A 25,048-nucleotide genomic window follows, 5' to 3' on the forward strand; every position below is an offset into this window, starting at 1 on the left:
TCTAAACTCCTTGATAATATCGAGTTTCTTTTTTTATAGTTTTTAACTTAAAAGGGTAGGTAATAAGGTGCAATATATATACTATTGGTGAGATTAACCATATTGCGAGGAATAAATAAACATTAAATACTTTAAGCAGCTGTTTTCTGTTTTTTTGATGTTTATAAATAAGATTCGACCATTTATCGAAAATTTTATTCGCGGTTTTGTCTACAGTAACGAGATACGGGCTGATTTTTACTGCACCAGCAGAAAGTAATTTTGGTTGTAAATCTTCAAAATTATTCTGATTTAGGGCAGAAAGAATTACTTCTCCAAATTTATCCGATTCCTGAATGTCTTTATCCGAAACTCCCGGTAGAGGCAAAATTCCCCAATGTTTTTTCTTAACTCCGGAGAACATCCATTCTACAATCGTGATTACACTGATTAAATTTCCAACGCGATCGACCAAAGCTACATTTCCTACCAATTGTGCATTGGCTCCTTTAAGTAAAGTTTTGATTTTTTCCTGCGCCATGATCCACATATTACGAGAACCACTTATGGTAACAACAGGTGTATTATTTAATATTCTTTTTGCATCATCGCTTTTCAAAAAGGAATTGATTGGTATTGATGGCGATAAGTACCAAACCTGATAATGAAATAGAACCAGATCGAATTTTGTATTTAGAATTTCGTCCGGAACTGGTTTTAATGCTGTTGGTATTTGAAGGAATGATTCTGGAAAAGCATCAAAGAAAGAATCTTTATCCCAAGGAAAAGGGAAAGGTTTTTCTAATTGTATTTCGTGAAACGTTACATTTATTTCTTCTGAATTTAGAAAAGGCTTTGCAATGTTTCGTGCTATTTCTTCTAATTGTCCAGATTGCGAATAATAAATAACAAGAACATTTTTCATTTTGGTTGGTTTCTTTGGTGGTTGCGCAAAAATAAGTATTTTTTTTAAACGAATTTCCTTATTTTATCTGTTCGTTTGGTATGAACCCAATCAGGCCATGTGGCAGAATCTTCGGCATCATAGATTCTGATTTTTTGATTTTCATCTTCTAATAATAAATCATCAGATTTACAGCCCAAAATAGCAGCAGCAGCTTCTACACCAGAATATGTTGCTCCTGCAACGCCATGAGACAAGGTACAAGCGCCACAAAGAAACAGATTTTCGATTTCGGTTTTGTTTTTATAAGCGAATGGGCCAACCTGATTCAATGTTTTTTCGGTTCCGTACACATTCCCTTTTGTCGAATTAATATAAAATTCATTTGTTTTTGGAGTTCCTAATTCTGCCTGAATGATATGTTGTTTCGCATTCGGAATTATTTTCTCGAGATTGTTCATCAGCTTATCGATGATTTTTTCTTTGAATATTTTGTATTCTTCGTTGTGATAATCGTCTAAACCATTAAAATCTTTCAGATGATCATAATTCACGTAAGTGACAATTTCGAAGTTATGATAACGTCCGTTAAAACTTGCCGGATCTTTGAGGGTTGTACAACTGATAAATACTGATGGAAATGAATCTCCGGAATCAATATTACTACTCATTAGATCCTCAAAATTAGCATCGTCGTTTTCATCTTTCATCATCCAGAAATTTCCGGAATCAATATTATATAAGGTAACATCAACATCAAGTGTGAGAAATAAAATCAAAGAAGTAACCGAATATTTTGTCTTGTCGAGTTTCTTAAGAAGTGATTTACTCAGATGTTCTTTATCAATTAAATTTAAATAGGTGATGGAAGGATCAGCATTTGAAACGATATTTTTAGCTCGTATTTCTTCGCCATTTTCAAGCCTGATACCAACTGCTTTTTTATTTTCGATAATGATTTTACGAACGTTTTGTTTTACGCGTATTTCTCCGTTGTGTCTTTTTACACCCTTTGTCATGGCTTTTACGATTCCGCCGCCACCGCCCATGGGATAAAAACCTCCATCAAAATAATGACTCATCACAGAACAATGCACCGGAAAACAAGCGCGAGCCGGAGGAAGTCCGTGATCGCCACATTGAATATTAAGAACGGCTTTTAGTTTGGGATCTTTTACATGCCAGCCAATTACTTTTTTTAAAGAAAAAAGGGCAAATTTTCCGAAATGTTTGGTTCGAAACGGAACGGTGATATTCTGCCAGATTCCTTTTAGTTTGGGAATTAATTGCAATTCGTAACTCACTTTTTCGATAAGTGAAAGATATTCGTGAATGTTTTTTTCTTCGTGCGGAAAATGTTCAGAAAGTTTTTGCTTCAGATTTTCGACTCCGGCGGGAAGATCGAAACTTTCGTCTCCTATTAAACAATGTTCGTAGGCATTTTTGTTCATCCTGAAAAATACCATGTCATTGGCAATTCCTAAACCGCGATACAATTCGTTGGTCGATTGTCCTTGTTCTAATTGGCCTACATAATGCACGCCGGGACTAAAACGCTGACCTTGTAAAGTAAAACTATGACTCCAGCCACCAGGAACATAATGTTGTTCGAGTACCAAAACTTTTTGTCCGGCTCTTGCAAGACATATTGCAGTGGATAATCCGCCAACTCCTGAACCAATAATAATTGTGTCAAATTCCTGCATATCTTACTTTTAGAATTGTAAAGTATAAAAGAACGACATTTAATTAAATGATTTTTATTTTTGCCACGAATTCACGAATTATTTTTTCACGCAGATCTAAAAAGATTTCAGCTGATAAGCAGATATTAATTTAATAAAAATCTAAAATTGGTTTCGATTTTAACCGCAATCCCGATAGCTATCGGGATTGCGGTTAAATTTATCTTTAATGGTTTATTTTTATTTCAATTGATTCCAAAAATCAAAGTAGTTGAACCATTGCAAAGGATATTTTTTCACCATAGATTCTACGCTTTCAATATACGCTTTCAATAATCCTTTTTCGTCGCGATGTTTTACTGTGGCTTCGCGTGCATAAAGATGGTAATGCAAGTTGGGTTCTTTCATTACATAAACAAAAACTACAGGAACTTTTAATCTTGAAGCAATTAAAAATGGACCTGCTGGAAAGTTGGCTTCTTCGCCAAGAATTTTTTCAGATAATGATTTGGTACCTTCAAAATAACGATCGCCGGTAAAACAAACCAATTCGTTTTTAGAAAGTGCCGCATTAATTTCGAAAATATGAGAAAGATCTTCTCTGATAATGATAAACTTAACGGTAGGTTTTTGGGTAACGCTTTCGAGATAATTTTTAATAGCAGAATGTTCTAGATCTGTGGTAACCAGATTAATTTGAAAATCGATGTCGATATCGCCCAGAAAATGTTCGGCGATCTCAAAATTCCCAATATGCGCGCTGATTAAAACTCCTCCTTTTTTTTCTGCCAAAAGGTTTTTCAGCGTTTCGATTCCGTCAAATTCATAGGTAAATTTGTTTCGCATTCCTGCCGAAATGGAAATTTTATCAATAATGGTTTGTCCAAAAGTGTAATAACTCCTGAATACCATTTTTTTAGATTTAAACCAGGAATATCCAAGCCTTTCTTTAAAATAATAAGAAATGGCTTTGTTACTTTTCTTTAGAAATAAAAAATAGTAAGAAGCAACAAAATAAAGTAAAACGTAAGCAGCTTTAACACCCGCTTTTTGTATTAAAAAAACGAATATTTTATATCCTAAAACAGTTCCTTTTGATTTGCCATCCCATTTGCTCATTAAGCAGTTTTGGCTTTTAATTTGTTTTCGATAAGATCATAAAAACTTTGGAAAGAATCAATTCCAACGAAATCAACTTCAACTAGTTTTACACCAAAGTTGGCTTCGATTGAAACGACTAAATCAACATAGTCCAAACTATCTAACCCAAGTGTATCTTTTAAATTAACATCTGGTTCAATATCATCATTATCTACTTCAAACTCCTCAACTAAAAAACCATTTATTCTTGCTATAATCTCTTCTTTATTCATCGTTCAATTTAAACTTTTTAACCACCAACGCGGAGTTGGTTCCTCCGAACCCGAAGGAATTGGACAAAAATATGTCAAATTTTTTGTTTATAGTAGTTTTGACCAAATTTAATTTGGCAGCATCTTCGTCAGGATTGTCTAAATTGATGTTGGGTGCAATGAAATCGTGCTGCATCATTAAGATCGAGTAGATTACTTCGCTGGCTCCGGCCATCCAACATTCATGTCCTGTCATTGATTTTGTAGAACTTACATACGGATTTTTCTCGCCAAAAACTTCAAAGATAGCTTTGGCTTCATTGCCGTCTCCTACAGGTGTTGAGGTCGCGTGAGCATTTATATAATCAATATCAGTTGCTTTTAATTGGGCATCATCCAGCGCTCGTTGCATGGCTATAGACGGACCTTCGACATTGGGCGTCGAAATGTGTCCTCCGTTTGATGAAAATCCGTAACCTGAAACTTCGGCAATAATGGTAGCGCCTCTTGCAATCGCAGATTCATAACTTTCGAGAATTAAAGTAGCACCACCACCACTAGGGATTAATCCGTCACGATCAGCATCAAATGGACGGGAAGCTTTTTCAGGTTCATTTTCTCTATTTGAAAAAACGCCTAAACCATCAAAACTGCTCATCGCATATTTGTTGATTTCCTGAGCGCCTCCGGTAATAATAATATCCTGAAATCCGCTTTTTATTAAAAAATAAGCCAGACCTATAGAATGCGAACCACTGGCACAAGCAGCACTTATGGTAAGATTGATGCCGCGGAGCTTAAAAATCGTAGATAAATTCATCGTTACGGTAGAATTCATCGATTTAAAAATGGCTCCCGAACCTATTAATGCGGTATCTTTTTTCTCTCGAACAATATCTGTTGCTTCGATAATAGCTTTTGAGACACTATCGTTTCCGTACATAATTCCCACTTCGCGAGTATCGAAAAAAGCGTCGTCTATATTCGCATTTTTCAAAGCCTCGATTGTGGCCATATAAGCATACTCGGTTTCTTCACCAATGCTCATACGCTGTCTGCGGGTTAATAAATTTTTTAAATCTGCTTTCGGAACCATTCCCGTAAGGGCAGACTGAAAACCAAATTCTTTTCTTTCAGGATCAAACTGAATACCAGATTTTCCGTTGTATAAAGAATCTTTTACTTCTTCTAAAGAAGTTCCGATACAAGAATAAATTCCCATTCCAGTAATTACTACTCTCTTATTCATCGTCTTTCAAAGTGTTTTGTAATTTTTTTAATTTCGCAATCCCGATAGCTATCGGGAGCAGAGCCGCAAAGCTTATTCTTTTTTTAAGTTTTTAATAAAACTTTGCAGCTTCGCGTCTTTGCGAGCAATTTTTGACGTTTAAAAAAATCTCGCAAACGCGGAAGAAATATTTTTAAGAATAAATTCCTCCGTTTATATTGATAATCTCGCCTGTAATGTAGCTTGCTTTTTTTGAAATCAAAAAGCTTACCAAATCTGCCACTTCTTCGGCTTCGCCAAAACGATTTACCGGAATTAGTTTTAATAATTCTTTTTCGTCGAGTTGGCTTGTCATGTCGGTTCTTATAAAACCTGGTGCTACAGCATTTACAGTAATATTTCGTTTGGCAACTTCCTGAGCCAATGCTTTTGTAGCTGCAACAATTGCCCCTTTTGCTGCCGAATAATTGGTTTGTCCGGCTGTTCCTTTTACTCCTGAAACCGAAACGATATTGACGATTCGGCCATATTTATTGCGTAACATTTTTTGAATCAAAAATTGTGTTACATTAAAAAATCCGTTTACGCTTGTGTTCATAACGCCGTTCCAGTCTTCGGGAGTCATCCACATAAAAAGACCATCTTTTGTAATTCCGGCGTTGTTTACAATTGCTTCTACAATCGCTTCAGGATTGGCGTCCTGCCATTGCGTTAATATTTTTTGTACTTCTTCGAAATTAGAAACATCAAAACCTAAGATTTCTCCGGTGGCTCCTAATTTTTGTATTTCCTGAAGTGTTTCTTCAGCTGCTGTTTTATTCGAGTGGTAATTAATCAGGATATGATAATTTGCATCTACGGCTAATTTTTTACAAATAGCACTTCCAATTCCTCGTGAACCGCCAGTTACTAATACACATTTCATATCTGTAGAATTTATTTTTTTATGGGTCAAAATAGGGTATCACTAGTAAAAAAGCGATACCCTATTTGTATTTTATTGGTTAGTAGATTTTATTTTTTCTTTTTGGCTACTGGTTTTGTAGCCGTTTTTGTAGCTGGTTTTGTTTCAGACTTTGCTGCCGGTTTTGTTTCTGCTTTAGGTTTTTCAGCAGCCACTTCGCTTACAATATTTCTTTCTTTTGATTTCGAAAAAAGTTCAGCATTTTCAAACCATTGGTTGCTTAATACCGTTCCGTCAGGTCGTAAAAATCCCCATTTACCTTCGTTTTTTACTCTTGCAATGCCATCAATAAAACCTTTGTCTTGTTGTACAAACAAAGCAATTACGAAGCTATTTGCAGTAATGCCGTATTGAGTTGGTATTACCAATTTTCCTGATTCATTAATAAATCCCCAGTTTTTTTCTTTTACAGGAGCCAATCCGTTTGTACTGAAAACTTCTGCATCGCTATAGGTTGGCGGAATAATAAAATCAGCTTTAGGATTGATGTATCCCCATTTAGACCCAATACAAACCGGAGCTAAATTTTTAGAGAATGCTTTTGCTTTATCATATATAGGTAGAATAGTCCAGTTTCCTTTGATGTCAATAAAACCAATTTTACCACCTTTTCTGGCATACGTTAAATCCTGAGTTTCAAAATCCCAGATTTTGTCAGCGCCATCCACTACAATAAAGTTTCCGGAACTTACAAGTCCAAAAGTTTTGTCTTTTCTTGCCCAGGTTGTGTTTTTAAAATAATTTCCTATTTCGTCATAAACAGGTTCTACTAATTCTTTACCTGAAGTATTAATAATTCCCCATTTTTTATTGTTCTCAACTCTTGCATAACCATTTTCGAACGATTTGATCTGATCGTATTTTGGCTCTAAAACAATGGCCATTTTCGAATTGATTAACCCCACTTTTTTGCCTTGTCTTATAAAAGCAACACCATCATTAAAATCAAATAATTTTTCAGTAGGCGGCGGAGTCTGTACTTCTCCTTTTGTATTAATATAAACCCAGTCCTTATCTTTTTGTACTACCGCAATTCCGCTGTTAAATTCTTTAGTGTCTTTAAAAGTAGCCGGAATTACCCATGTTCCTTTAGCATCAATAAATCCCCATTTACCATTATCTTCAACCGCTGCTAAACCTTCAGAAAAGCTTTTGGCTGATTTATATTGAGGCTCAATTTTAAAGTTTCCATCTTTAGTGATATATCCAATTTTACCGTTCTTTTTAACTAAAGCCAATTCCTGACTATTAACAAATTGAATAAATAATACGAATAAAAAAATAAGTGGTTTTTTCATGATTTTAAGGTTCAATATTAATACTGTAAAATAAAGTTTTAACTGTTGATCAGATAATCTTTTACTTTTTGAACAAAAGGATACATCACCTGATCTTCTTTAAATGTAGGAATTATATTTCGAATATCGTCGTACCATTTTTTAGTAACAGATGAAATTTGATCTTTTTGTACCAAATAATCAATTGCCTGAACGATTGTAATGAGTTCGATTGCTAAAACTTCAAAAGAATTTTCGATTACTTTTGAGGTAATAACCGCAGCATTTGTTCCCATACTTACAATGTCCTGATTGTCATTGTTGTTTGGTATGCTGTGCACGTACATTGGGTTGGATAACATTTGGCTTTCGGCAGTTGTTGAGGTTGCTGTAAACTGAACACCCTGCATTCCGAAATTGAATCCTAATGTTCCTAAGTTGACGAATGGAGGAAGAATTTCGTTGATTTTTGAGTTCAATAGATAATTCAACTGACGTTCTGCCAACATGGTTAATTTAGTAATAACAATTTTTAGTTTATCCATTTCAAGCGAAATATAATCGCCGTGGAAGTTTCCTCCGTGGTAAACGTGTTTGTTTTTTACATCTATAATAGGATTGTCGTTTGCCGAGTTGAATTCGTCTTCAAGAATAGAAGCAACATTATTGATGGTTTCTAAAACCGGACCTAAAATTTGAGGTACACATCTTAAAGAATAATATTCCTGAACTTTTTCTTTGAAGATTTCTTCAGTGTTTTCTCCAGAATATAAATGGTCTTCTCTTTTACGGATCAAAGTACTGTCAGAAAGATTTTGTCTCATTCTTTGCGCCACTTCCTGTTGTCCTTTATGACGTTTGGTTTGGTTCAATTCTTCAGAGAAATGATCGTCGTATGCCTGAACCAATTCGTTTATGGCGCAAGAAGCTTTTAGCGACCAGTCTAATAATTTATTAGCGTGGTGTACATTTACAACTCCAATTCCGGTCATTACAGATGTACCGTTTATTAAAGCCAGTCCTTCTCTGATTTCTACCTGAATCGGTTTTAAGCCTTCAATTTCGAAAACCTCCTGAGTTGGTCTTCTGTCTCCTTTATAAAAAACTTCGCCTTCGCCTATTAAAACTAATGCTAAGTGTGATAATTGTACTAAATCTCCGCTAGCACCTACACCACCGTGTTCAAATATAAGAGGCGTAATATCTCTGTTGATTAATTCTGCCATTAAGTGAATTACTGACGGATGAACCCCTGAGTTTCCTAATGATAAAGTATTTAATCGAGCTAAAATTGCAGCTTTTGCACAAACCGGACTCAAAGGTTTTCCTGTTCCTGATGAGTGACTTCTAATTAAATTGTATTGTAACTGAATTTGGTCAGACTCTTTAATGCGGTATTGCGCCATTGGCCCAAAACCAGTATTTACACCATATATTACTTTGTTTCCTGAAAATTCCTTCAGGAAATTGAAGCTTTCGTTTACTCGGTTTAAAACAGCATCACTTATCGAAACTTTGTTATTTCCAAAAATGATGGATTCGAATTCTGCTAAACTTAAATATTCATTAATTGTATTCATTAAACTGGTTTTGATTGTGCTAATTTAATTTTATTTATCAAAATAAATGTAGTTATTTTGATGATGGCAAATGTAGGTTAATAATTGATAATATTTTTAATATGATAAAGGAGTTTGTTGATGTTTTAGTGATTGGTGCGGGACCTTCTGGATGTGTGTCAGCATCTTATCTTCATAAAAACAATGTTAAGATAAAAGTAGTTGAAAAAACAAAGTTTCCAAGACTGGTGGTTGGCGAAAGTCTGATACCAAGAGTAATGGATCATTTTGCTGAAGCTGAGCTTTTTGAATGCCTCGATGCAATGAATTTCGAGAAAAAATTAGGAGCCCGTTTTATAAGAGGGGAAGAAATATGCGTTTTTGATTTTAGTAAAAAATTTGGAGAAGGCTGGGATTGGACCTGGCAGGTACCAAGAGCTGATTTCGACAATACAATGGCGCAGGAAGTAATTAGAAAAGGTATTGATCTTGAATTTGAATCAGAAGTTTTAGAAGTTTCTTTTGAAGGTAAAAACTCTAAGACAATTGTAAAAGATAAAGACGGAAATCTAAAAGAAATTCACGCTAAATTTATCATCGATTCCAGCGGATACGGACGTGTTTTACCAAGACTTTTAGATCTTGATACGCCTTCGCAATTAGATCCGCATTCTTCGATTTTTACACACGTAAAAGATATAAACAGAACAGAAGGCGAGGAGGGAACTCAGATTTCTTTTGATATTCTGGAAACCGAAGTTTGGTTATGGGTAATTCCTTTCTCGAACGGAAATACAAGTTTAGGAGTTGTGGGACCAACAGACTTTATTAATTCATTATCTGAAAATAAAGACAATGCGGAGGCCTTGCGCAATGCGATTCAGAAATCAGATTATTATATCAAAAGATTCAAAGGAACAGAGTTTTTGTTTGAACCGGTAAAACTGGAGAATTATTCAAGAGCGGTGAAAAGAATGTACGGAGATGGTTTTGCCTTAACCGGAAATAGTTCTGAATTTTTAGATCCTGTTTTTTCGTCCGGAGTTGCTTTTGCAACCGAATCAGGAATGCTGGCAGCAAAATTATACCTAAAAGAATCGCAAGGAATCGAAGTAGACTGGGAAGTTGAATTTACAGAATATATGAAAAAAGGTATTGCGGTTTTTACCACTTACGTGAAAGAATGGTACACTGGAAATCTTCAGACTTTATTTTTTCACCAACCCGAAAATCCTGATGTAAAAGAAAAAATATGCTCGGTTCTGGCAGGGTATGTCTGGAACGAAGAAAATCCGTTTGTGAAGAAACATGATCATGTTATAGCAAATATGGCGTATTTATTGAATATGCAGAAAGAACAAAGCCCTGAATAATCAGGGCTTTTTTTTATTAAAGACATTCCGTTAGGAATATTTTTATTTGAATGCTTTCAAAATAATTCATTCCGTTAGAAATGTTTCATTGGTAGAAAAAAAATGAAATTTGGTTATACGTTCCGTAGGAACGTTTGATTAATGTGGCAAATGTTTTGTTTTCATAAAATCAGGTGTCCCTACAGGACACATCGCGTAACGATATTATTTTTTTTCTACCGATGAGATATTCCTAACGGAATATTTTTTATCTGAATGCTTTTTTAATAATTCATTCCGTTAGGAATGTTTCATTGGTAGAATCAAATTAGAATTGTGGTTATACGTTCCGTAGGAACGTTTGATTAACATGGCAAATATTTTTTCTACCAATGAAATATTTCTGCCAGAAATAAAAAAAGACCATCCTTTACAGACAGTCTTTCATTCTTCAAAAAATAAATATTAAGTAAAAAACTATACTTCTAAATTATAAAAACTCACGGCGTTATTTCCCCAGAGAGCCTTTTGATCTGCAGTAGAAAACGATGCAAAATAGTTTTCTACTAAGGCAATTACTGCGGAGTAATTGGCAGACAATAAACAAACGGGCCAATCGCTTCCGAACATTAAACGATCGCTTCCGAAGTTTTGAGTAACGATGTCAAGAGCGGTTTTAAAATCTTCCGGTTTCCAGTTGTGCCAATGCGCCTCTGTAACCAAACCTGAAACCTTGCAAAATACATTTGGTTTTTTTGCAATGTTTTGGATTGTTTTTTCAAATTCAGTAAAATCACTTTTCTTAAAATCAGGCTTTGCCAAATGATCAAGTACAAAACGTTGCTCCGGAAACTTTTGTAGGAACTGGGTAACAAAAGGCCAATTTTGAGCACCAATTAAAATATCATAAGTAAAATTATACTTTGCTAATTTGTCAATTCCGTTACAAAAGTCATTTCGAAGCATAAATTCAGGATCTGTTTCGGCCTGAAAAATATGCCTGAATCCTTTTAGTTTTTTAAAACCTGAAAAATATTCTAATCGTTCCTCGATATTTGGAGCTTTAAAATCGACCCAACCTACAACACCTTTTATAAAATCATTTTCACGAGCCAGTTCAAGCAAAAAATGAGTTTCATTTTCACTTTGATCTGCCTGAACCGCAATACAACCATCGAAATTGTTTTGACTTAAAAGCGGCTTCAGATCCTGAGGCAGAAAATCCTTTTGAATTACTGCCATTTCAGGAGTAATCCAGGCCTCTTTAATGGGATCGTATTTCCAAAAATGTTGGTGGCTGTCGATTTTCATTTATACATATTAATTGCAAATACAATTCTAAACCCGTTGGGTGTAAGATTTTAAACCCTCAAAAAAGGCGTTCACTTATTTAAAATTCGCATAGCTATGTGAAAGAAATGTATTTCTTTTTTGCATTCTTTTAGCTAAAAAAATCTATGTTTCTATGTGTTTATTTTTTTTAAATTATACCCAACAAGTAATTTTTAATACGCTACGGCAACTTGTTTACTGGTGCCTAATCCTTCAATTCCTAACTCAATTACATCTCCCGGTTTGATGTAAACAGGATCTGGTTTTATTCCAAGTCCAACTCCCGGAGGTGTTCCTGTACTTACGACATCGCCTGGCAAAAGTGTCATGAACTGACTTAAATAATGAATTAGAAACGGAATTTTAAAAATCAAATTAGAAGTATTACTGTTCTGGAATTTCTTGCCGTTTACAGTAAGCCACATTGATAAATTGTTGACGTCTTTAATTTCATCGGCAGTAGCTAAAACTGGTCCAAGAGGAGCGAAAGTATCGCATCCTTTTCCTTTAGCCCATTGCCCGCCACGCTCGATCTGAAAAGCTCTTTCGCTATAATCATTCAATAAGCAATAACCAGCAAGATAGTTTAGCGCATCTTCTTCGGCAACATAACTGGCTTTTTTGCCCACTACAAAAGCAAGCTCCACTTCCCAATCGGTTTTGTCGCTGTTTTTAGGAATGATTAAATTATCGTTTGGTCCGCATAGCGATGTCGTCGATTTAAAGAAAATAATGGGTTCTTCTGGAATTGCAGCACCAGTTTCTTCGCAATGATCTACATAATTTAAGCCAATACAAATAATTTTTGAAGGTCGTGCCACTGGCGAACCCAATCGGATATCGTTGCTTACTTCCGGAAAAGAAGTGTTGTTTTTTAAAGCTTCTTCTAATTTTGCAAGTCCGTCATTTTCAAAAAAAGCTTCGTTATAATCGGTTACTATAGACGAAACATCTATTCTTTTATCATTTATTAAAACTCCGGGTTTTTCCTGACCGGCTGCTCCAAATCGTATTAGTTTCATATTCTCTTTTTTTAATAGTATTGTATTTTTCTAACTCTAAAAGTTATTTTTTTAATTGTTTAATTTGATAAAACCTCCGTCAATTGGGTAATCAGAACCGGTAATAAATGAAGATTCATCGCTGCATAAAAACAAAGCAAGTGTTGCTATTTCCTCTGGTTTCCCCATGCGGCCAATAGGTTGCGATTGGGATAATTTTTCGAATATTTCGGCTTCTTGTCCCGGATAATTTTTCGAAATAAATCCATCAACAAATGGCGTATGTACTCTTGCCGGAGATATCGAATTACATCTGATGTTTTCTTTTAAGTAATCTTTTGCAACAGATAAAGTCATGGCCATAACCGCACCTTTTGCTGTAGAATATGCGAATCTGTCCGGAATTCCGACCCAGCAGGCAATAGAAGCAAGGTTTAAAATAACACCTCCGCCAGCATTTTTTAATGCTGGAATTGAAGCGTGTAAACAATTGTAAACGCCTTTTACATTAACATTCATGATGCGGTCAAAATCAGTTTCAGAGGTTGTGTCTACTTTGCCTACATGTGCAATTCCTGCATTGTTGACTAAAATATGAATGGCTCCTATTTTTTCAAAAGTAGTTTTTACTTCCTGATGATTGGCAACATCGCAGGCATGGGCAAAAACAATTCCTCCGTTTGATTCTATTTCTTCAACAGTATTTTGGGCACTTTCAAGAGTCAGTTCTAAAACATGAACTTCGGCTCCTTGTTTGGCAAATAAAACAGAGATCGCCCTTCCAATTCCGCTTCCGCCTCCTGTTATAATTGCTTTTTTATTTTTTAATGAAAACATTTTACTTGAATTAAAAATTATTTTTTTTGATTGGATTTTATAAAGATACACCACGTTTCCACGGAATAAAATCATCCTGATTCAGTTGTACCGCTTTCGGAATAATTTCTCCACTTGCGGCTTTGATACAATAGTCCAGAATTTCTTCGCCCATTTCTTCGATCGATTTTTCGCCACTAATTATAGGGCCACAATCAATATCGATAATATCTTTCATTTTTGTAGCTAAAACAGAGTTTGTCGCTACTTTTATTACCGGACAAACTGGGTTTCCGGTTGGAGTTCCTAATCCGGTTGTAAATAAAATTAAAGTAGCGCCAGAAGCTGCTTTTCCGGTTGTAGCTTCTACATCATTTCCGGGTGTGCATACCAGACTTAATCCTGGTTTAGTGACCAATTCGGTATAATCTAAAACGTCGACAACGGGAGAAGTTCCTCCTTTTTTGGCTGCTCCGGCACTTTTTATAGCATCTGTAATTAAGCCATCTTTTATATTTCCGGGAGAAGGATTCATATGAAAGCCAGAACCCACTTTGTGAGCCAGTGCATCGTAAGATTCCATTAAATCAATAAATTTTTCGGCAGTTTCTTTGGTAATGCAACGATCAATCAAATTTTGTTCGGCACCACATAATTCCGGAAATTCGGCTAAAAGAATTTTTCCGCCCAAAGCGACAACGAGATCAGAAGTATAACCAACAGCCGGATTGGCCGAAACGCCGCTGAAACCATCGCTTCCTCCGCATTTTACACCAATGCATAATTCACTTAAAGGCGCATCGGTTCTTTCGTATTGATTGATTTCGATTAAACCTTCGAATGTTTTTTTGATGGCGTTTGTAATTAAAGCTTCTTCGCTTTCGGTTTGCTGCTGTTCAAAAATTAATAAAGGTTTATCGAATTCAGGATTTTGCTTTTTTACATCATTGACAAAATCCTGCACTTGCAAATGCTGACATCCTAAACTCAATAAAGTTATTCCGCCTACATTGGGATGGTTGGCATACGAAGCCAGTAAAGCGCTTAAAGTCGCTGAATCCTGACGTGTTCCGCCACAACCTCCCTGATGGTTTAAAAATTTTATTCCGTCGACATTCTCAAAAATGCGATTGTTTTTTGGCGTTGGATTCAGTTCAATATTGATGCTTTCGATATCTTCTCCGTTAAGGTAACCTTGCAATAATTCGTGTGTAAACTGATTGTATTTATCGCTTACGGCATAACCTAACTGATTGTGAAGCGCTTCTTTAATGACATCTAAATTTCTGTTTTCACAAAAAACAGTTGGTACAAAAAGCCAGTAATTGGCCGTACCAACGCGACCGTCATTTCGTTTATAACCTTTAAAAGTTTTGTTCTTGTATTTATAAATATCAGGAGCCTGCCATTCGTAAGAAGCATTTCTGTATGCATAAGGATCAGCAGCATGTTTTAAATTTTCGGTTGTCATTAAACTTCCTTTGCTGATGTCGGTTTGTACTTTTCCTACCAGAACCCCATACATAATTACTTCCTGCCCTTTGATCATATCCTGGGTATAGAATTTATGTTTTGCTTTGATGAGGTCTTTTAGAATGAATGTTTCGGCTTCAAAAGTTATGCTTTCTCCTTTTTGCAAGTCAGATAATGCAACCAAAACATTATCGTCTGGATGCAGTTTTACAACTTGCTTTTTTGTTTTATTCTCGGACATGATGATTTTATTGTCTGGTTTGTTGTTGCCCTTTGTATGCGAAAAGGGCGATTATTAAAAATGAAATTAAAGGAACGATATATCCGTTTTGGATGCTTCCGGTATGATCTGAGATTGCGCCTAAAATAGGAGGCAGAATGGCGCCGCCTACAATAGACATCACAATTAATGATGATCCTATTTTGGTGTTATGAGCAAGTCCGTCTATACCCATAGAGAAAATTGTAGGGAACATGATGCTCATAAAAAATGCGATGGCAATTAAGGTATAAACGACTAACATTCCGTTGCCTAAAATGGCTACGAGACATAATACAATATTGATGAAAGAATACAGTAATAATAGTTTTTTGGGTTCGACGAATTTCATGAAATAAGTTCCTGCAAAACGGCCAATCATGAAAAATAATCCAAAAAGACCTAAATATTTAGCTGCCGATGATTCAGATAAATCGGCCGATGTTGTGGCCATTTTTATAAAAAAACTACCCACACAAACCTGAGCTCCTACATAGAAAAATTGCGCCAAAATTCCCCATTTTAGTTTTACAGATTTAAAAGCTTCTTTAAAGCTGCTAACCTGAGTATCAACTTTTTCTTTTACATCCGGCATTGGGGTAAAATAGAAAATTACGGTGATCACTAAAATGATTAATCCCAAGGTTAAATAAGGCATTTTTACACTTGCCGCTTCGGCTACTAAATAAGCATGCATTTGAGCCTCTGACATGGCATTGGCTTCTTCGGCAGATAAGGTTTTGTTGGATAAAATTAGCGGACCAATATAGGCAGGTGCAATATAAGCGGCAAGTCCATTAAAGGATTGTGCGAAATTAAGTCGTTGCGTGGCGGTTTCCGGCGGGCCTAAAATGGTCACATACGGATTTGCTGCGGTTTCTAAAAAAGTAAGTCCACACGCAATGATAAATAATGCACCCAGAAAATAACTGTATTCGAGTGAATTTGCTGCGGGAACAAATAAAACAGATCCTATTCCAAAAAAAAGTAAGCCAACAAGAATTCCTGATTTATAACCGTATTTTCTCATGATATATCCCGCGGGCAATGCCATGGCAAAATAAGCGATGAAAACTGACGAATCTACAAGCGAAGATTCGAAGTCGGTTAGATTAAATGCTTTGCGCAAATGCGGAATTAAAATAGGGTCCAGATTATGCACAAATCCCCAAAAGAAAAACAAACTTGTCACTAAAATATAGGGCAACAACCATTTTTTTGAAGTTTTGACCTTTACGCCAGAGTCATACTCGGGAAAAACGGCTTCTTTCATAATTTTTTGGGATTATTTTTGTGTTTAATAAAATTTAAAATTATAATTTTTACAGCTTAGTTAATAATCCGATATTATCCTTGTTTAATCTTTAATTATCTTTGTGAACATGAAATTAGAGCAAACTAAAATAACATCTTACACAAACTCTACGGTTTCGGTTTTAAATCGTGAAGAATCGTTTTTTCAATCGCCATTTCATTCTCATCCTGAACTGGAATTGGTTTATGTGAAGGAGAGTTTTGGAAAGCGAATAATTGGTAATTCAGTGATGCCTTTTGAACCCGGCGATATGGTTTTTTTGGGTTCAGATTTGCCGCACGTGTGGCTGAATGATGAAATGTATTATCAGGGCATTTCGACTTTAAAAGCAAATGCTATTGTGGTCTATTTTAGCAAAGATATTTTTGGTCCTGCTTTTTACGAATTAAAAGAAACTCAAAAAATTAATGAGTTGTTTTTTCAGGCTGGAAAAGGAATTTCGATTATTGGAAAAACCAATAAACAAATCGCTAAAAAATTAGAAAAGCTGTTGCTGAAAAAAGATTTTGAAGTAATTATTGGTTTGTTTGAAATTTTATCTCTGCTTTCAGAAAGTCAGGATCGTGTTTATATTAATAATGAAACCTATTCTTCAGGACATCAGGATTCTAAAAAAGACAGGCTTTCGGAAGTTTTTCAATATGTAAATGAAAATTTCAAAAAAGACATTTTATTGATTGAAATTGCCGCAATCGCCAATATGACTCCAACTTCTTTTTGCAGAATGTTCAAACTAAAAACAAAGAAAAGTTTTGTAGAATATTTGAACGAAATCCGGGTTTCTAAAGCTTGCAAGTTTTTATTAGAAACTGATTTGAGTATGTCTGAGATTGCTTATGAATCCGGTTATAAAACAGCTTCGAACTTTAATAAGCTTTTTAAAAAATTTATGGGAATGACTCCTAGTGAATTTAAAAAGAGTGCTGCAGTTTAATGAGTTGTCGCTTAATTTTAAACACGAATTTCACCAATTTTCACTAATAGTAAACCAGATTAGTTCGTTAAATTAATTAGTGTCAATTAGTGAAATTCGTGTTTTATTTTTTTAATGATAATGCCTTTTTCTTTAAGAAATCGAACGGTCTAAATGGGTATAACCTCCATCAACATAAATAATTTGTCCTGTCGTATGACTTGATCTTTCAGATAAAAGAAAAACGACCATATTGGCAATTTCATCTACAGTAGTCATTCTGTTTTCAAAAGGAATATTTTGTGTAATTGATGCCAGTTTTTCTTCTTTATTTTCGAAAGTATTGATCCAGGTTTCATAAAGAGGCGTAAAGCATTCTGCTACTACAACCGCATTTACGCGAATGCTGTATTTTAATAATTCAACAGCCCATTCTCTGGTTAAGGCATTTCTTCCTCCGTTTGATGCAGCATAAGCAGAAGTTCCTCCTTGTCCGGTTTCGGCGGTTTTTGAACCAATATTTACAATTGCTCCTTTTGATTGAATTAAATAAGGCAACGCATGCTGCGCCATTAGATAATAATGAATTAAGTTTTTATGCAAAGAAGCTACAAAGTCTTCATAATTTCCTTTTTCGAGACCCACCCCGTCATTTACTCCGGCATTGTTTACCAGTCCGTCGATTCTGCCACATTTTTGAATGATAGCTTCAATCGCTTTTTTGCAGTCTTCGGGTTTTGTTAAATCGGCAACGACCTGAAATGCTTCTTTTCCGGAAGCTTTGATATCGTTTACAGCTTTATTGTTATCCTCTTCATTACGGCCTACAATAAAAGGGATGGCACCTTCGGCAGCTAATACATTACAAATGCCAAGTCCAATTCCTTTTGCACCGCCTGTTACTATAATAATTTTGTTGGTAAGTGATAGTTGCATGTTATTTTTTATTAAAGATGAAAAATACAAACTAGTTTATAATTTTATAGCTGTTGCCTTTATGACAACAGCTATAAAAATAGAGAGAATTAAAACGTTCTAAATTACCAGAACTTAACGTATAAAGCTACAATTACTAATAATGTAATTACGATTAAAACTGTAGTTTGTGGTTTTACTTTAAACATTTCAGCATCGATTTCGAATGCTTTTGGATTTACTTTTGGTCCTGCAAAACTGATGGCAATCATTACTAACATTGTAAAGAAGAATGATAATCCCATACAGATATGGAAAGGAATTTCAAAAGCGCCTTTTCCGTTATTATAAGCTGTGTACAGTAAAGTTTCGTTTCCGAATAAAGCCGGTGCATATTCGTTGAATAATACAGATAAAACAAATCCTAAAATTACACCTACAATTGCTGCAGTTCCAGTAGTTCTTTTCCAGAACATACCTAAGAAGAACATGGCAAAAACTCCAGGGCTAATAAATCCTGTGTATTTTTGGATGTAGGTAAATCCACCAACTCCGCCAATTCCTAAGATATCATTCCATGTAAATAAAACAGCTAAAAGCATTGCAGCAAAAACGGCAATTCTACCAATGTTTACCTGTTGTTTTTCGCCAGCATCTTTCTGGATGTATTTTTTATGAATATCTAAAGTATAAATAGTCGAGATACTGTTTACTTTTCCGGCTAACGAAGCTACGATTGCAGCAGTTAAAGCCGCTACCGAAAGTCCTTTTAATCCTGTTGGTAAGAAAGTCAATACAGCAGAATATGCTCCGTCTTTTCCTCCAACTAATTGAGGTAAATGTCCGTTTGTGTATAAAACGTAGGCAGCAATACCAGGTAACATTACGATTAATGGCATTAATAATTTTAGCATACCTGCAAATAAAATACCTGTACGGGCAGTTTGCAAATCAGCACCAAGAGCTCTTTGAGTAATGTATTGGTTACATCCCCAGTAGTTTAAGTTGATGATCCAGATACCAGCAAGGTAAGACATCAAACCTGGGAAAGTTAAATATTTATCAATTTCAATTTGAGAAGAATTTGCAGTTGGTTTTGGAATAATCATTTTGAAATGCTCAGGAGCTTCTTTCATCAAAACTTTAAAACCGGCAATTGCATTTTCACCTACTCCAAAATATTGTCCAACAGTTGTCAGGGCGATATACGAAGTTACTAAACCACCAATAATTAATACAGCAACCTGAATAACATCTGTATAAGCTACCACTTTCATACCTCCTAAAGAGATGAATAAAGCAAATACCGCTAAACCTATCATGATCACGTGCAGATATTCTCCACCGGCTAAACCATTAATAGCAACTGCTCCTAAATAAAGGATAGAAGTTAAATTTACAAATACATATAAAAACAACCAGAAAACCGCCATAATCAATGCCGTAGATTCGTTGTAACGTGTTTTTAAGAATTGAGGCATCGTGTAAATCTTATTTTTAAGATATACAGGAATAAACCAAACTGCTACAATAATAAGTGCGATAGCAGCAAGCCATTCGTAAGCAGCAACAGCGATTCCTAAAAAGAAACCTTCACCACTCATTCCGATGAATTGTTCAGCTGAAATATTTGAGGCAATTAAAGATGCTCCAATAGCCCACCAGGTTAAGTTTCCTTCGGCCAAAAAGTAAGCCTTAGCATCTTGTTCGTCTTGTTTACGTTTGCGGTAAACAGTGTAACCGTAGGCAGAAACTACGATAAAGTAAATAATAAAAACCGCATAATCTGCGAAAGCGAGGTTCTGGTTCATTGTTAGTAGTATTTTAAAAATTAGTATAGGTGATTGTTTGTTTAATTTGGTTTAAAATGTGATATGTGTTTTTATTCTGTTATTTTTTTATGAAAATAAGAATGAAGCCAAAAGTAAAATAAATAATTATAAATACACCATTTACAAATGTGTTTTTTACATTTATAAATAAATTATTGTGTTAAATTTAAAATTGGCTTTCTTATAAACGACTTTTACAGGTTATTTACTAGTCGATTTATAATGCACATCAGCTTGTTGTCTTAAAATCTCCGCACTTTTTTCAGGTGTAATATCACGTTGCGATTCGCCTAACATTTCATAACCCACCATGAATTTTTTAACCGTTGCCGAACGCAATAATGGCGGATAAAAATGCATGTGAAAATGCCATTCCGGATGCTCTAGGCCATCTGTTGGTGCCTGGTGAATTCCTGATGAATATGGGAATGAAGTACTAAATAAATTGTCATACTTAATAGTTAATTGCTTTAAAATCGTTGCAAATGCATTCACTTCTTCAGCAGTAAAATCAGTAATTTTATTAAGTGCTCTTTTGCTGATGATCATTGTTTCGTAAGGCCAGATTGCCCAAAACGGAACCAATGCTACAAAGTGATCATTTTCGATTACGATACGTTCTCCGGTTTTTAATTCGGCTTGAAGATAATCTTCAAGAAGTGTTCTGTTGTTTTTATCGAAATATGATTTCAGGCTGTTTTGTGTTTTTTCGACCTGAGTTGGCAATGACGATTGTGCCCAGATTTGCCCGTGTGGGTGTGGGTTACTACAACCCATAACGCCTCCTTTATTTTCGAAAATCTGAACGTGGTTGATGTATTTTATGTTTCCTAAATCAGTGTATTCTTTTTGCCAGGTTCTGATGATATTTTCGATGCCGTCAATTTCCATTTCCGGTAACGTAAGATCATGTCTTGGAGAAAAACAAACTACTCTTGAAATTCCCTGTTCTGGTTTTGCTTTAAAGAAAGTGTGTTTAATATCTTCTTCAAAAATAATTTCGTCCTGCTTCATGGCAGCAAAATCATTTTCGAATACAAAACTGCTTTCGTAATTTGGGTTGTTTAATCCGTTTGCACGAACATTTCCCGGACACAAATAACAAGTTGGGTCGTATTTAGGTAATGCTTCTGTTGCAATTGTTTCGTTTTGTCCTTGCCACGGGCGTTTTGCACGATGAGGTGATACTAAAACCCATTCATTAATTAAGGGATTAAAACGTCTGTGAGGATCTTCGTTAATGTCAAAATTTTTCATTGTAATTCTTGTGGTATTAAAGTAGTGTTGTTCCGTTTGAGATTTTTACATCGTAGAATTTTAATTCAATCCCAAATGTATCTAAATAAAGATTTGAAAACTTACTTTTTACCTCATTTTCATGTCCTTTTTTAATCAAATTGATGGTACATCCACCAAATCCTCCGCCCATAAGTCTCGATCCAATAATTGCATCGTCAGCTTTTGCGGTAGCTACAAGCATATCCAATTCGGCACAACTTACTTCATATTCTTGCGATAAACCATCGTGCGTTTCAAAAAGTAATTGTCCTAAAAGTTTTATATTTCCGTTGTCTAAAGCCTCGCAAGCCTTTATTACGCGGTTAATTTCTTTTACCACAAAATGTACTCTTTTAAAAACAGTTGGATTTATTTTGTCCTGAATGCTCAAAAGTTGTTCTTCTGTACAATCTCTGAAACTCTTTACTTCAGGAAAATTTTCTTTAATAATAGCCAATCCTTGTTCGCACTCAATTCTTCGGGTATTGTATTCAGATGTAAAAAGCGAATGTTTTACATTACTATCAAATAACACTAAAGAATAATCTTTAAAATCAGCATTGTGATATTCAAAGTCAAGCGTATTACAATCTAATTTAATTACTTTATTTTCAAGACCATGAACGCTCGAAAACTGATCCATGATACCACAATTAATACCTACCCAGTGTTCTGCTTTTTGTCCTAATAAAGAGATATCTACTTTTTCAATTTTCAGATCGAAAAGTTCCTTTATTCCGAAAATCATTCCGCACTCTAAAGCTGCCGAAGAAGATAAACCGGAACCTACCGGAATATTACTGCTGAAAACACAGTTAAAACCTTCAAAAACAAAACCATTATCCTGCAATTGTTTGATAACGCCACGGATATAATTGGTCCAGACCACATCGCTTAATGTGATTTCCTGAGTCAGATCAGCTTCAAAATCTTCGTTTAAGTCGATGGCAACTATTCGGGATTTTTTGGTATTGTTTTTCGCAAAAGCAAAACAAATAACTTTGTCGATTGCGGCTGGCAAAACATAACCGTCATTATAATCAATATGTTCCCCAATGATGTTGATTCTTCCTGGAGAAAGTACTACTTTTTGAGGAGCTGATCCAAAAGATTTCTCAAAAAAAGCAGTGGTGTTCTGTACTAAAATGTCATTCATTATGATGTAATTGAAATGGTATTATCTGGTAATTCTTTGAACTTTTCTGTAAATAAATATTAGTTTATATTTTCGAATTTATAAACCGTTTTTTGGTTGTATGTATCTCCTTTTCTTAAAACCGAATTTGGAAAATGTTCCTGATTGGGTGCATCCGGAAAATTTTGCGTTTCAAAACAAATTCCGCTTGACGGATGATAACTTATATTTTCTTTTCCTTTTAAGGTATCAGAACATTTACCGCCCACATAAATATGTACACTTGGCTGATCTGTGTAAACGCTCATTTGCAAATTATTTTTGGCACTGTATAATTTTGCTACAGCATTATTTGTTTTTTCAACAACAAACGAATTGTCAATAACTGCAGGACATTTTTTGGCAGTTCTAAAATCAAAATCATGATTAGAAAGAGCTGTAAAATTTCCACTCGGAATATTATCTGAATCTGTCTCTAATATTTTTTCAGCATCAATAAACATACTCTGATCCAGAACATCTCCGTCATGACCATCAAGATTAAAATAACTATGGTGCGTTAAGTTTATAACAGTATCTTCTGTAGTTGTTGCTTTGTATTCCAGTTTCAGTTCATTGTCTTCGGTCAAAGTATACGTTAAGTCAACGTGTAATTCTCCCGGAAAACTTTCGTCTAAATTCTCACTTAAAAGACTCAAAGTAATCGACGGATTATCTCCTGAAGTAATGTTGGTCACATTCCATACTTTTTGTCCAAAACCTACAATTCCGCCATGCAGCGTATTTCCGTTATTGTTAATGTTTAACTGGTACGTTTTGTCGTTTAATTGAAAAGAACCTTTACTAATTCTTCCTGCATAACGACCAACAGTTGTCCCAAAATAAGGAGCACCCGGTAAATTATACGAAGCCAGATACGATTCTAAATTGTCAAAACCCAAAACAACATCAACAAGATTACCATTCGAAACCGGAATTTGTAATGAAGTTACCGTAGCGCCATAATTAATGACCTGAACTTTCATTCCGTTTTTATTTGATAATTCAAAAGAAAGAATTTCTTCCTTATCGGGCATTAAACCAAATGATTTAGATATAGATCCGTTTTGAAAATGCGATATATGTTTTATTTCCATATTATTTTTGCCAAAAGTGAAATCCAAAAATAGAAACATTATTTACGTTTGCATACCAGTACCTACCAGTTTTTTGTATATTGCACCCAAAATTCCTTTTTTATGAATATTATTTCGATTCAAAATAACATTGGTTTGCCAAAATATAAGCAGATAATTCTGTCAATAGAAAAAGCAATCGAAGAAGAAAAACTGGTAAAAGGCGACCGATTACCCTCTGTAAATAAAGTGTGTCTGGCTTTTTCGTTATCGCGTGATACGGTTTTATTAGGATACGATGAACTCAAAAAAAGAGGAATTATTTATGCTATTCCCGGCAAGGGATATTACGTTAAAAGCGTTGAAACGACCATAAAACAAAAGATTTTCTTATTATTTGATGAATTAAATAGTTTTAAAGAAGACATCTATAATTCGTTTTTGCAGCATATCGGAAAAAATGCTCAGGTCGATATTTTCTTTCATCATTTTAATGGTCCCGTTTTTCAGAAGCTTATAAATGACAGCAACGGAAATTATACAAAATACATCATTATGCCCACCGACTTAAACGATGTAGCTAAATTGATAAAAACCCTACCAGTAGGCGAAGTTATCATACTGGATCAGACCAATCCGGATCTAAAATTGTATCCCGCTATTTATCAAAATCACGAAAAAGATATCTTCGAAGGATTGCTTAAAGGAAAATCGAGGCTGAGTAAATATGAAAAGCTAATTCTGATTTTCCCGGGTTTCAGAGAACCACTTGGAATGAAAATTGGGTTTGAAGCTTTTTGTACCGAACATAATTTTGAGTACGAAATCATTACAGAATTTACCGACCGCGAAATCACTTTGGGCGATTTGTACATTATTCCTAATGATCGTGATTTAGTACGCGTAATCGAGAAAGCAAGAGATCAGAACCTGAAATTAGGAATCGATCTCGGAATCATATCCTATAATGAAACACCTCTAAAAAAGATTGTCGCCAACGGAATCACCACAATCTCAACCCATTTTGAAACGATGGGAAAAATTTTGGCAGACATAGTATTAAAAGGAAAGAAAGAACAAATAGAAAATAAATCCTCGCTTATAATGCGTAATTCTTTATAAAAGCTTTTTGTTTTTTTAGGAGCTAATCCCGCTATCCGTTCCAATCTTTTCCTGGCTAAAGAAGCCAGAAAAAGGATTTCCACTTCTATCGGGGCTAGGATACTCGTTTTCATAAAACGATTTAACATCCAGTTTGTCATCCTGATTTCTATGATAAAACCAAATCTTTTTTATAAGGGATTTGGTTTTTTATTACTGCAAAAACCCGATGGATTATTTTATTTCTCACAGCGTTTAAAACG

At 35.0% G+C, this 25,048-nt stretch carries 21 protein-coding genes; 3 read left to right on the plus strand and 18 right to left on the minus strand.

Translation table 11 applies throughout. From position 1 onward, the window contains the following. Position 1 precedes the first annotated feature (1 nt). From FLACOL7796_RS13900 to FLACOL7796_RS13935, 8 genes are all read right to left on the minus strand, one after another. Positions 2-904: an NADPH-dependent FMN reductase family protein gene (locus tag FLACOL7796_RS13900; RefSeq protein WP_173971364.1), complete on the minus strand. Its 903-nt coding sequence runs from the start codon at positions 902-904 to the stop codon at positions 2-4. A 44-nt stretch (positions 905-948) separates the two neighbouring features. After that, positions 949-2,589 (minus strand): phytoene desaturase family protein, encoded by a 1,641-nt coding sequence (locus FLACOL7796_RS13905; protein WP_173971365.1) that lies wholly within the window; start codon positions 2,587-2,589, stop codon positions 949-951. Between the two features lie 219 nt (positions 2,590-2,808). Then, on the minus strand, positions 2,809-3,687 hold the full coding sequence (locus FLACOL7796_RS13910; RefSeq protein ID WP_173971366.1) for an LpxL/LpxP family acyltransferase: 879 nt from the start codon (positions 3,685-3,687) through the stop codon (positions 2,809-2,811). Continuing rightward, a complete protein-coding gene (locus FLACOL7796_RS13915) occupies positions 3,687-3,941 on the minus strand; it encodes an acyl carrier protein (RefSeq protein WP_173971367.1) in 255 nt (84 codons plus the stop codon). The genes FLACOL7796_RS13910 and FLACOL7796_RS13915 overlap by 1 nt, the downstream gene beginning before the upstream one ends. Further along, positions 3,934-5,169 (minus strand): beta-ketoacyl-[acyl-carrier-protein] synthase family protein, encoded by a 1,236-nt coding sequence (locus tag FLACOL7796_RS13920; RefSeq protein WP_173971368.1) that lies wholly within the window; start codon positions 5,167-5,169, stop codon positions 3,934-3,936. Before FLACOL7796_RS13920 ends, FLACOL7796_RS13915 begins: the two co-directional genes overlap by 8 nt. Positions 5,170-5,341: 172 nt before the next feature. After that, the gene (fabG, locus tag FLACOL7796_RS13925) at positions 5,342-6,073 is read right to left on the minus strand and encodes a 3-oxoacyl-ACP reductase FabG (RefSeq protein ID WP_173971369.1); all 732 of its coding nucleotides are present in this window, start codon (positions 6,071-6,073) and stop codon (positions 5,342-5,344) included. 89 nt (positions 6,074-6,162) lie between these two features. Further along, positions 6,163-7,410, minus strand: a complete 1,248-nt coding sequence (locus FLACOL7796_RS13930; protein ID WP_173971370.1) for a WG repeat-containing protein — start codon at positions 7,408-7,410, stop codon at positions 6,163-6,165. A 38-nt stretch (positions 7,411-7,448) separates the two neighbouring features. Then, positions 7,449-8,969: an HAL/PAL/TAL family ammonia-lyase gene (locus FLACOL7796_RS13935; RefSeq protein ID WP_173971371.1), complete on the minus strand. Its 1,521-nt coding sequence runs from the start codon at positions 8,967-8,969 to the stop codon at positions 7,449-7,451. A gap of 101 nt (positions 8,970-9,070) precedes the next feature. Here FLACOL7796_RS13935 and FLACOL7796_RS13940 point away from each other — a divergent pair, with 101 nt between their 5' ends. Then, entirely contained in the window at positions 9,071-10,321 is a 1,251-nt protein-coding gene (locus FLACOL7796_RS13940) for an NAD(P)/FAD-dependent oxidoreductase (protein ID WP_173971372.1), read from the plus strand. A 456-nt stretch (positions 10,322-10,777) separates the two neighbouring features. Here the strand turns inward: FLACOL7796_RS13940 and FLACOL7796_RS13945 are convergent, their stop codons facing one another. The 5 genes from FLACOL7796_RS13945 to fucP form a co-directional block, all read right to left on the minus strand. Next, positions 10,778-11,611, minus strand: coding sequence for an amidohydrolase family protein (locus FLACOL7796_RS13945; RefSeq protein ID WP_173971373.1), 834 nt, complete (start codon positions 11,609-11,611; stop codon positions 10,778-10,780). Between the two features lie 194 nt (positions 11,612-11,805). Beyond that, positions 11,806-12,654: a fumarylacetoacetate hydrolase family protein gene (locus FLACOL7796_RS13950; protein ID WP_173971374.1), complete on the minus strand. Its 849-nt coding sequence runs from the start codon at positions 12,652-12,654 to the stop codon at positions 11,806-11,808. A gap of 51 nt (positions 12,655-12,705) precedes the next feature. Further along, positions 12,706-13,470 (minus strand): SDR family NAD(P)-dependent oxidoreductase, encoded by a 765-nt coding sequence (locus tag FLACOL7796_RS13955; RefSeq protein WP_173971375.1) that lies wholly within the window; start codon positions 13,468-13,470, stop codon positions 12,706-12,708. A 37-nt stretch (positions 13,471-13,507) separates the two neighbouring features. Further along, a complete protein-coding gene (locus FLACOL7796_RS13960) occupies positions 13,508-15,163 on the minus strand; it encodes a UxaA family hydrolase (protein WP_173971376.1) in 1,656 nt (551 codons plus the stop codon). A 7-nt stretch (positions 15,164-15,170) separates the two neighbouring features. Next, entirely contained in the window at positions 15,171-16,454 is a 1,284-nt protein-coding gene (gene fucP, locus FLACOL7796_RS13965; protein ID WP_173971377.1) for an L-fucose:H+ symporter permease, read from the minus strand. A 109-nt stretch (positions 16,455-16,563) separates the two neighbouring features. Between fucP and FLACOL7796_RS13970 the strand changes: the two genes are divergently transcribed. Beyond that, positions 16,564-17,430: an AraC family transcriptional regulator gene (locus FLACOL7796_RS13970; protein WP_173971378.1), complete on the plus strand. Its 867-nt coding sequence runs from the start codon at positions 16,564-16,566 to the stop codon at positions 17,428-17,430. 132 nt (positions 17,431-17,562) lie between these two features. Here the strand turns inward: FLACOL7796_RS13970 and FLACOL7796_RS13975 are convergent, their stop codons facing one another. The 5 genes from FLACOL7796_RS13975 to FLACOL7796_RS13995 form a co-directional block, all read right to left on the minus strand. Then, positions 17,563-18,345, minus strand: a complete 783-nt coding sequence (locus tag FLACOL7796_RS13975; RefSeq protein WP_173971379.1) for an SDR family oxidoreductase — start codon at positions 18,343-18,345, stop codon at positions 17,563-17,565. Between the two features lie 104 nt (positions 18,346-18,449). Next, positions 18,450-20,135 (minus strand): sodium/sugar symporter, encoded by a 1,686-nt coding sequence (locus FLACOL7796_RS13980; protein WP_173971380.1) that lies wholly within the window; start codon positions 20,133-20,135, stop codon positions 18,450-18,452. A 222-nt stretch (positions 20,136-20,357) separates the two neighbouring features. After that, positions 20,358-21,413 (minus strand): UDP-glucose--hexose-1-phosphate uridylyltransferase, encoded by a 1,056-nt coding sequence (locus FLACOL7796_RS13985; RefSeq protein ID WP_173971381.1) that lies wholly within the window; start codon positions 21,411-21,413, stop codon positions 20,358-20,360. Positions 21,414-21,429: 16 nt separating this feature from the next. Then, positions 21,430-22,590: a galactokinase gene (gene galK, locus FLACOL7796_RS13990; protein WP_173971382.1), complete on the minus strand. Its 1,161-nt coding sequence runs from the start codon at positions 22,588-22,590 to the stop codon at positions 21,430-21,432. 59 nt (positions 22,591-22,649) lie between these two features. Then, positions 22,650-23,705: an aldose epimerase family protein gene (locus FLACOL7796_RS13995; protein ID WP_173971383.1), complete on the minus strand. Its 1,056-nt coding sequence runs from the start codon at positions 23,703-23,705 to the stop codon at positions 22,650-22,652. 102 nt (positions 23,706-23,807) lie between these two features. On the opposite strand from FLACOL7796_RS13995, the gene FLACOL7796_RS14000 reads away from it, so the two are divergent. Then, positions 23,808-24,806, plus strand: coding sequence for a GntR family transcriptional regulator (locus tag FLACOL7796_RS14000; RefSeq protein WP_173971384.1), 999 nt, complete (start codon positions 23,808-23,810; stop codon positions 24,804-24,806). The last annotated feature ends 242 nt before the right edge of the window (positions 24,807-25,048 follow it).

This window comes from Flavobacterium bizetiae, assembly GCF_902804475.1.
Taxonomy (GTDB): Bacteria; Bacteroidota; Bacteroidia; order Flavobacteriales; family Flavobacteriaceae; genus Flavobacterium; species Flavobacterium bizetiae.